We start from the raw sequence: 8,789 nt of genomic DNA, 5'->3' as shown, positions 1-8,789 counted from the left end.
TTGATGGATCAGGAGTGACGATGACTACGGGGACTACGGGGTTGAGCGCCGAAAGCGAGGCGGTAGCGGTCGACGCACCGTTCAGCCGGGTCTGCGAGATGCGTGAACTCGGCACCGGCGGGCCGGATACCGCCCGCTACCGGGGTGTCATCGACGATATCTGGACCATCGGTCACAAGGTGCACGGCGGAACCATGGTCGCCGCCTCCGCCGCCGCAGCGACACGCCGGTTGCGGACCATCGATCCCGAGCGGGCGGGGATGGCACCGATCTCCGCCACCACCGACTTCCTCGGCGCTCCCGTCGCAGGCGAAGTCGACTACGAAGTGACGATCGGTAAGCTCGGCCGCCAGATCTGCACGGCCGATGTGCGCCTGATCCAGGGCGACCGCACGATGGTGCGCACAGCGTTCACCTTCGGCCACCTCGACAGCGCCGACACCCCGCCCCATTACGCGCCTTCACATACCGATCTCCCGGTGGAACCGCCCGCCGACGCCGTCGGCTACGAACCCGGCTCACCGATGGGCAGGCTGGTGCATGTGGCGCGCGGGATGGATCTGTTCTTGGACCGCAAGCTCGCCCGATTCCTCGACAACGAGCGGGGCGAACCGCGGCTGGGTATGTGGCTGCGCCCGCGCGCGGCTGATCAGGCCGACCCGGACATCGCTGCATACACGGCCATGATGGCCGCCGATATGAGCCCGCCGGTGCCGACCAACCTCGGCTACTTCGGCTGGTCACCGACCGTGCAAATGACCACCTACCTGCGGCGCAGGCCCGCGCCCGGCTGGTTGCGGATCATCGCGAGCACCCATGAGGTGGGCGGGCGGTTGTTCGATTCCGACCAGGTGGTGCTCGATTCCACCGGGGCCCTGGTTGCCCAGAGCCGACAACTGGCGTTGCTACCGAGCCGCTGAGCGCGCATACGTACCTCCGACTTCGCTCCGTGCGTACCTCCGCCTTCGTTCCGGCCATGCGCATTCAGGTGTACTTTTCGCATTCGCGCGGTCGTGTGGGGTTTGCCTAGCTGGCGCCTTTGTGTCGGGAGTGCGGTCTGTTTACTTCCGCCTGCGCTCTTCTGCGTACCTTCCGTATGCGCACAGCCGGACAGGGGGCTGTCTAGCTGCCGCCTTTTGCTCCGAGCGTGCGGCTTGCATACCTCCGCATTCGGTTCCGCTGTGCACGGCTAGCCTTGTGGTCTATGACGAGAATTGCGGTGATCGGTGGTGGCCGGATCGGGGAGGCGCTGGTAGCGGGCCTGCTCGAGGCCGGGCGCGCGGTCAAAGACCTGGTCGTCGTGGAAACGCATGCCAATCGGGCCGGGTTGCTCGCCGACCGGTTCGGGGTACGGGTGACCGATGCGATCGACGATGCGGCGGTGGGCGCGGATCTGCTGGTGATCGCGGTGAAACCGGCCGATGTCGATGCGGTGCTGACCGAACTCGGCAAGATCGAACTCGACGGCGACCGCGACCAGACCCTGGTTTCGCTGGCCGCCGGGGTGCCGACGGCACGCCTCGAGTCCAAACTGCCCGCGGGGTTCCCGGTGGTCCGGGTTATGCCGAACACCCCGATGCTGGTGGGGCAGGGGATGAGTGTGCTGGCGCCGGGTCGCTACGCCAAGGCCGAACAACTGGACCTGGTCACCGAGGTTCTCGGCGCCGTCGGTCAGGTGGCCGTGGTCGCCGAATCGCAGATGGACGCAGTCACCGCGATCTCTGGATCAGGGCCCGCGTACTTCTTCCTGGTCGTCGAGGCGATGGTGGACGCCGGGGTGAGCCTCGGATTGAGCCGGGACGTCGCCGCCCAACTGGTTGTGCAGACCATGATCGGCTCGGCCGCGATGCTGGACGAATCGGGCCAGAGCGCGGTGGACTTGCGCGCCGCCGTCACCTCGCCCGCGGGCACTACTGCCGCGGCCGTGCGAGAACTAGAGCGGGCGGGCGTCCGCTCGGCGTTCCTGGAGGCGCTGCACGCCGCCGAACGCCGGTCCGCCGAACAGGGTGCATCCGCGGAATGACCGGGTCGGTTCCCAGCGTATGAACCGGATTTCTCACTCCCGTCGCAGCAATCCCACTGGTCCCGCTAAGCTTCAAGGAGCACGTGCGTGTCTGTTCCGCCGGTGGGGAAGCCGGTGGCGCGGACGTGCCGGAGGTCAGTGGTGCGATGATGTCTTCGAATAAGATGTCTGCTAACAGCAGCGGTGGTTCGTCGCAAGGGCAACCAATCCTCGGCGGTGGTACGCAATTCCTCACCGTCGCCGAGGTGGCGAATCTGATGAGAGTATCCAAAATGACGGTGTACCGGCTGGTGCACTCCGGAGAGCTGCCCGCGGTGCGCGTCGGCAGATCGTTCCGAGTGCATGCCAAGGCGGTGCACGAATACCTCGAGACGTCCTACTTCGACGCGGGATGAGCCGATTTCCGGCGTGCGAACAGCGGCCGGTACGATGAATCTTCGGTTCGTGTTCGCGCGCCGTGGCCGAGTGTTCACATGTCCCGAGGCAACGGCATGCCGTGCGGCGGCGTGAACGCGGGGAGCTTGCCGAGTCATCGCCACCGCTGGGTGCGACGGCCCGACGAGCCGGCCGAGTGAGCTGAGCCTGCTGAGTTGGCTGAAGTAGCTGAGTGAGCGTACGTGAGCGCGTGCGCGCCGAGTAGAGAGAACGCGAGGACACCCTATGGGTTCTGTGATCAAGAAGCGCCGTAAGCGCATGTCGAAGAAGAAGCACCGTAAGCTGCTTCGTCGTACCCGTGTGCAACGGCGCAAACTCGGCAAGTAAGCGCTGTGGCGCCGAAGACCCGCTACCATCCGGTGGCGGGTTTTTTTTTATTCTATGTTTCCGCCCGCTGAAGATCTCGTAAGAAGCTGGTCGATCTATCGGCGGCGGATGCGGCGGACGCTAACCTAGAACCGGAAACTGAGCGGGGGCTCGATGCTCGAGGTGGGACGGCCCGGTGAACTCTGAGGCGAACGATCGGCGGAGGCCGAATATCGTGATGGTGACCGGCGCGAGCCGGTTCTTCGGCGGCAATGTGGTGTGCAAGCTCGCCCAGCATCCGGAGATCGAACGCGTTATCGGTGTCGATGTGATGACGCCCAATCCGCAACTGCGCCGCAGGATGGGTCGCGCCGAATTCATCCGCGCCGATATCCGGAACCCGTTGATCCGCAAGGTCGTCGCCGGTAACGAGGTGGACACCGTGGTACATACCGCGGTGCTTTCCCAGCCGTCGTCGGGCGGCAGCCGGGCCGCTATGAAGGATATGAACGTCCTCGGCGCGATGCAGCTGTTTGCGGTCTGCCAGAAATCGCCCTCGGTCGCCCGGGTGGTGCTGCGGTCGACATCGGGCGTGTACGGCGGCAGCGCCAAGGATCCGGCGAAATTCACCGAGGAGATGAGTGCGCGCACCCCGCCGCGCGGTTGGTTCGCCTCCGACATGATCGAGATCGAGGGTTTCGTACGCGGGTTGGCCCGCCGCCGCCCCGATGTCTGCGCGACTATCCTGCGGCTGGCGCCGGTGGTCGGTCCCGGCCTCGCCGCCCGCGCCGCCGAATACCTGCGCTCCCCGATGACCCCGACGGTACTGGGCCGGGACGCGCGCCTGCAGTTCGTGCACGAAGAAGATGCCGTCGCCGCGCTGGTGCATGCGGCGCTGACCGGCATTCCCGGCACCTACAACGTCGCCGGTGACGGTGCGCTGGCACTGTCGCAGGCGGTGCGCCGGGCGGGCCGGATCGCGATGCCGGTACCGTGGACGATGTTTCGCACTCTCGGCAAAAAACTGATGGGGCCGGTGATGCGAGATTTCAGCACCGAACAGCTCGACTATTTCCATTTCGGGTGTGGTCTGGACACGACGCGAATGCGCGCCGAACTCGGGTTCGAGCCGCGCTGGACGACGGTACAGGCGTTCGACGACTTCATCGGGGGCGCAACGTTGCGACCCGTAGTCGATCCCCTGTGGATCGAAACCGCAGAACGTAAACTGCTCGGCCTGCTCGGGGCCGATACGGGAGCACACACATGAACGATGTAGCCAAGGTCATCCGTTTGCACGACCTCGCGACCGCGCCACGCCAGCGCGCCGCAGGCGCCGTCCACAGTTGGCCACGGCCCACACCGAGCCCGGTGACTTCACTGGCCGAACGGCGCAGTGCGCGCGAACCAGCCGAACCACAGTCGTTGTCGGAGATGGTGCGCGGGATGCTGGGCACGCAGATCGCGAACGCCGCCGAATTCACCCGCCGCAGGCTCACCGGCGACTATCAGGTCGATGAATTCGGTTTCGACCAGCATCTGCTGGAATCGGTGATCCTGCCCGCGCTACGGCCACTGTCCGATCGGTGGTTCCGGGTGCAGGTCAGCGGTATGGAGAATATTCCGGAAGACGGCGGCGCGCTGATCGTGGCCAATCACGCGGGGACCGTCCCTCTCGACGGGCTGATGCTCCAGCTGGCCGTGCACGACAATCATCCCCAGCATCGCGCGTTGCGGCTACTGGCCGCCGATCTGGTCTTCGAACTGCCGATGGTCGGGGCGCTGGCCCGTAAGGCAGGCCACACTCTCGCCTGCCGGCCCGACGCCGAACGACTACTGAGGTCGGGGCAGCTGACCGGGGTGTTTCCCGAGGGTTTCAAAGGCGTCGGCAAGAAATACACCGACCGCTATAAGCTCCAGCGTTTCGGCAGGGGCGGGTTCGTCGCCGCCGCAGTACGCGCCGGAGTGCCGATCATTCCGTGCTCGATCGTCGGCTCCGAAGAGATCTATCCGAAGCTGGCCGATATCAAACCGCTGGCCAGGCTGCTCGGTCTGCCGTATTTCCCGGTGACACCGCTGTTCCCGCATCTGGGTCCGCTCGGCGCGGTCCCGCTGCCGTCGAAATGGTACATCGAATTCGGCGCGCCGATTTCCACCACCGAATACGCCGCCGAGGATGCCGACGACCCGATGACCATGTTCGAGGTCACCGACCAGGTACGCGAAACGATCCAGCAGACGCTCTACAAACTGCTCACCCGCCGCCGCAATATTTTCCTGGGCTGATTCGCCGCTGCGCGACCGCCAGTGCTCGCCGTGACCGTCAGTGCTCGCGACGGCGGGTGACCGCGGCCGCTACCGCGCCGCCCGCCGCACCCAAGGCAAGAGCGGTTGGGACGCCGATTTTGGCGGCCTTGCGCCCGGTGCGGAAATCGCGGATCTCCCAGCCGCGGTTCTTGGCGACCTCGCGCAGATCCGAGTCCGGGTTGATCGCGACCGCGGTACCGGTCAACGACAGCATCGGTACATCGTTATGGCTGTCGGAATAGGCGGTGCAGCGTTTCAGATTCAGTCCTTCGCGAATGGCCAGCGCACGCACCGCGTGCGCTTTACCGAGGCCGTGCAGGATATCGCCGACCAGCCGGCCGGTGAATTTCCCGTCCACGCTTTCGGCGACCGTGCCGAGCGCACCGGTCAGACCGAGCCGTTTGGCGATCACCTGAGCCAGTTCCACCGGGGTTGCGGTGACCAGCCACACCTGCTGGCCCGCATCCAGATGCATCTGCGCCAGCGCGCGGGTACCCGGCCAGATCTTGTCCGCGATGATCTCGTCGTAGATCTCCTCACCGAGCGCGGCCAGTTCCGCCGTCGAACGGCCCGCGATGAACGCCAGCGCTTTTTCCTTCCCCGAGGCCATATCGGTGCTGCTCTCTTTGCCGGTCACCCGGAACTTCACCTGTTTCCAGGCGATATCAGCCAGATCGGAGGTCTTGAAATATTTGCGCGCTGCCAGCCCGCGGGCAAAATGCACGATCGAGGCGCCCTGCACCATTGTGTTGTCGACGTCGAAGAACGCCGCCGCGGTCAGATCGCGGGCCACCTCGGCGCCGAGCGGGGGAGCTCCGGCTGTCGCCAGTTCCGCATCATGCAGGGCGAGCGCCGCGTCGGCACTGGCCTCACCGGCCAGATTGGCGCGCACCTCTTCTTCGCTGGGGCCGAACGGGCTGCGGGAGATACGCGCGAGCTGCTCGGTCAGTCCCTGGCCGAGCGGGCCCAGATTCCAGCGCACCGGAAACTCACCGAACCGGCCCGCGATGAATCCGGTCTTTTCCATCTTCGATCGTTCCGGCACCAGTACCTCCGCCCGTCGCGCGAACCACGTCCACACTAACCGGATTCATCGGTAACCGACGTGAGGACAGCGCACCGGAAGGCGAGCACGCCGACGGGGTGCGGGAACTCCCGCAGGGCGCAGGAGGCGCGATGAGACACAATCGCGCAGCGCTCATTGTGCCGACGGGGTGCGGGAACTCCCAGAGGATATTTAATGACTTCATGACCAATCCCACAGATGGTGCCGGAGCCGACGAGCGTTCGCGCGCGCATTCGGTGACGTTGTTGACCAGATCCGGCTGCGGTATGTGCGATCGGGCACTGGAGCAGTTGCGGCCGTTGTGCGCGGAATTCGGTGTCGAGGTGGCGACCGTGGACGTGGATGCGGCGGTCGCGACCGATCCACAGCTGCGCGCCGAGTTCGGCGACCGATTGCCGGTGGTGCTGCTCGACGGCCGGGAACACAGCTATTTCGATGTCGATGAGGATAGATTGCGGGCCGATCTGAGCCGTTGATCCAGCACAGTGGAGCATGCGCCGGGGCTGCGCGCATAACTCACGGTCGAAAATGAGGCCAATTTCACCGACTTTGTGCAGGGCTTCACAAGCGGTTACGGTGGTGGCACGCGACCGCGGGCCGACCCGATCTGCGAGGCCGGCGGCGCGCGGTGAATCAACCCGACATCCGACCCCTCAGCGGTGCACGACTGCGAGGGAGGTCGCAGAGCAACCCGACCGTGATCAGGCCGGACGAGGAGCCGAGAACGTGACAGAGCAACATGAGGCGCCGGGCGGCGTCTCGAGGGCTCTGCAGAAGGACATCCCGCAGGCCACAGTGGCGCGGTTGGCCACCTACCTTCGCGTCCTCGCCATGTTGGCCGACGACGGTGTTGCCATCGTATCGAGTGAGGAGCTGGCTGTCGCGGCGGGTGTCAATTCGGCAAAGCTGCGCAAGGACCTGTCTTTTCTCGGCCCCAACGGAGTTCGCGGTGTCGGCTATGACGTGGTCAGGCTGCGGGCCAGGGTCGAAGAGGTGCTCGGGCTGGCCGACGGCCACCGGGTGGTGCTGGTCGGGGCGGGGAATCTGGGCCGGGCGCTGGCCGGGTATCGGGGCTTCCGGCGGCGCGGGTTCACCGTGGTCGGACTGTTCGACAACGATCAGGCCCTGGTCGGGACCGAGATCCACGGGCAGCAGGTCCGTGATGCCCGGAACACCGCCGACCTGACCGCCGATGTGGCCGCGCTACAGCCGACCATCGCCGTAATCGCGGTACCCGACGACGCGGCGCAGCCGGTATGCGACGCACTGGTCGCCGCCGGAGTGCAATCGATCCTCAGCTTCGCTCCCTGTGCGCTGGAAGCACCACCCACCGTGGAGGTACGCCGGGTGGATCTAGCGGTCGAAATGCAGATGCTGTCGTTCGAGCGGGTGCGCAACGCCGACGCCGATCCCGGTTCCGTGGCCGCCACGCTGAATGAGGCGGAGAACACCACTGCTGGTGAGAACAACTCCGGTACGCGCAGCGTTGAACACAGGAGTGCGGCCACGTCCGGTTCGATCGGAGCGAGGCCCGCTGCCGCCGAAACCGGGGACGACGCGCAGAACGTGAGCACCGGCACCGCGACCGCCGGAGCGGAACTGGCCGACACGGCGCCCACCGCGCGCTCCCTGGCTGGTCCGGGCCGGGGCACGCGCAGGCTGCCCGCCACCCATGCGCCCCCCACGCACGCCGCCTGTGCCGCGGCACAGGCGACCTCGCATTCGGCAACGGAGCCAACCAGCAAGGGATCGGTGGTAACACCATGAGCGTTCTTCTCGTCGGGATCTCCCATCGCAGCGCCCCCGTGGCTGTGCTGGAAAAGGTCGCGATCACCGATGACGACCGGCCGAAGCTGATCGACCGAATGCTGGCTTCTAGCCGTATCTCCGAAGCCATGATCGTCTCCACCTGCAACCGCGTCGAGGTGTACGCGGTGGTCGACGCCTTCCACGGCGGGCTGGCCGAGGTGGGCGACCTGCTCAGCAACCACTCCGGGCTCGCCATGCCCGATCTGACCCGGCACGCCTACGTCCGCTACAGCGAAGCCGCGGCCGAACACCTGTTCGCGGTGGCCAGCGGCCTGGACTCGATGGTCGTCGGCGAACAGCAGGTGCTCAGCCAGATCCGCAGCGCCTACTCCAGTGCCGACGCGCAGCAGGCGGTCGGCCGGACGCTGCACGAACTCGCCCAGCACGCCCTGCGCGTCGGCAAACGGGTGCATTCGGAAACCGGGATCGACCGGGCGGGCGCTTCGGTGGTGTCGGTCGCGTTGGAACGTGCGACGACCGTGCTCGGGCCGTTGACCGGCAAAACCGCCGTGGTGGTCGGGGCGGGCGCGATGGGCGGGCTCGCCGTCGCGCATCTGTCGCGCGCCGGGATCGGCCGCATCATCGTGGTGAACCGCACCATCGACCGGGCCAGACGGCTCGCCGCGACCGCGGGCACGCACGGGGTTCCCGCTACGGGCTACGAGCTGTCCCGGTTGACCGAGGCGATGGCCGACGCGGACGTGGTGGTCAGCTGCACCGGCGCGGTCGGTGCGGTGATCACGCTGGCCGACACCCATAACGCCTTGGCCGACCGGGATCGTACCGGTCAGCGGCCGCTGGTCTTCTGCGATCTCGGCCTGCCCCGCGATGTGGAGCATGCGG

The 8,789-nt window shown here is 66.5% G+C and carries 10 protein-coding genes; 9 read left to right on the top strand and 1 reads right to left on the bottom strand.

Annotated elements, in window-relative coordinates:
• Positions 1-20: 20 nt before the first annotated feature.
• The 6 genes from B0T44_RS25390 to B0T44_RS25365 all read left to right on the top strand — a co-directional run bounded on the left by B0T44_RS25390 (position 21) and on the right by B0T44_RS25365 (position 5,050).
• On the top strand, positions 21-920 hold the full coding sequence (locus B0T44_RS25390) for a thioesterase family protein (RefSeq protein ID WP_081512701.1): 900 nt from the start codon (positions 21-23) through the stop codon (positions 918-920).
• 284 nt (positions 921-1,204) lie between these two features.
• Positions 1,205-2,023 carry a pyrroline-5-carboxylate reductase gene (proC, locus tag B0T44_RS25385; protein WP_077119519.1) on the top strand — a complete coding sequence of 273 codons (819 nt, stop codon included), beginning with the start codon at positions 1,205-1,207 and terminating at the stop codon, positions 2,021-2,023.
• A gap of 164 nt (positions 2,024-2,187) precedes the next feature.
• Positions 2,188-2,418 (top strand): helix-turn-helix domain-containing protein, encoded by a 231-nt coding sequence (locus B0T44_RS25380; RefSeq protein WP_086009055.1) that lies wholly within the window; start codon positions 2,188-2,190, stop codon positions 2,416-2,418.
• A gap of 265 nt (positions 2,419-2,683) precedes the next feature.
• Positions 2,684-2,785 carry a 30S ribosomal protein bS22 gene (locus tag B0T44_RS25375; RefSeq protein ID WP_003402602.1) on the top strand — a complete coding sequence of 34 codons (102 nt, stop codon included), beginning with the start codon at positions 2,684-2,686 and terminating at the stop codon, positions 2,783-2,785.
• 217 nt (positions 2,786-3,002) lie between these two features.
• Positions 3,003-4,034, top strand: a complete 1,032-nt coding sequence (locus B0T44_RS25370) for an NAD-dependent epimerase/dehydratase family protein (RefSeq protein ID WP_077119517.1) — start codon at positions 3,003-3,005, stop codon at positions 4,032-4,034.
• Positions 4,031-5,050, top strand: coding sequence for a lysophospholipid acyltransferase family protein (locus B0T44_RS25365; RefSeq protein ID WP_077119515.1), 1,020 nt, complete (start codon positions 4,031-4,033; stop codon positions 5,048-5,050). Before B0T44_RS25370 ends, B0T44_RS25365 begins: the two co-directional genes overlap by 4 nt.
• A gap of 37 nt (positions 5,051-5,087) precedes the next feature.
• Here the strand turns inward: B0T44_RS25365 and B0T44_RS25360 are convergent, their stop codons facing one another.
• Positions 5,088-6,098, bottom strand: a complete 1,011-nt coding sequence (locus B0T44_RS25360; RefSeq protein ID WP_139347928.1) for an HAD family hydrolase — start codon at positions 6,096-6,098, stop codon at positions 5,088-5,090.
• A 221-nt stretch (positions 6,099-6,319) separates the two neighbouring features.
• Here B0T44_RS25360 and B0T44_RS25355 point away from each other — a divergent pair, with 221 nt between their 5' ends.
• From B0T44_RS25355 to hemA, 3 genes are all read left to right on the top strand, one after another.
• Positions 6,320-6,613 carry a glutaredoxin family protein gene (locus tag B0T44_RS25355; RefSeq protein ID WP_077119513.1) on the top strand — a complete coding sequence of 98 codons (294 nt, stop codon included), beginning with the start codon at positions 6,320-6,322 and terminating at the stop codon, positions 6,611-6,613.
• Between the two features lie 250 nt (positions 6,614-6,863).
• Positions 6,864-7,904 carry a redox-sensing transcriptional repressor Rex gene (locus tag B0T44_RS25350; protein WP_077119511.1) on the top strand — a complete coding sequence of 347 codons (1,041 nt, stop codon included), beginning with the start codon at positions 6,864-6,866 and terminating at the stop codon, positions 7,902-7,904.
• Positions 7,901-8,789, top strand: an 889-nt coding sequence (gene hemA, locus B0T44_RS25345; protein ID WP_081512700.1) for a glutamyl-tRNA reductase, incomplete at its 3' end; no start/stop codon positions are given. The genes B0T44_RS25350 and hemA, both read left to right, overlap by 4 nt.

The organism is Nocardia donostiensis, from assembly GCF_002081715.1.
GTDB classification, from domain to species: domain Bacteria; phylum Actinomycetota; class Actinomycetes; order Mycobacteriales; family Mycobacteriaceae; genus Nocardia; species Nocardia donostiensis.
This window is presented reverse-complemented; position numbering and strand designations above follow the sequence as displayed.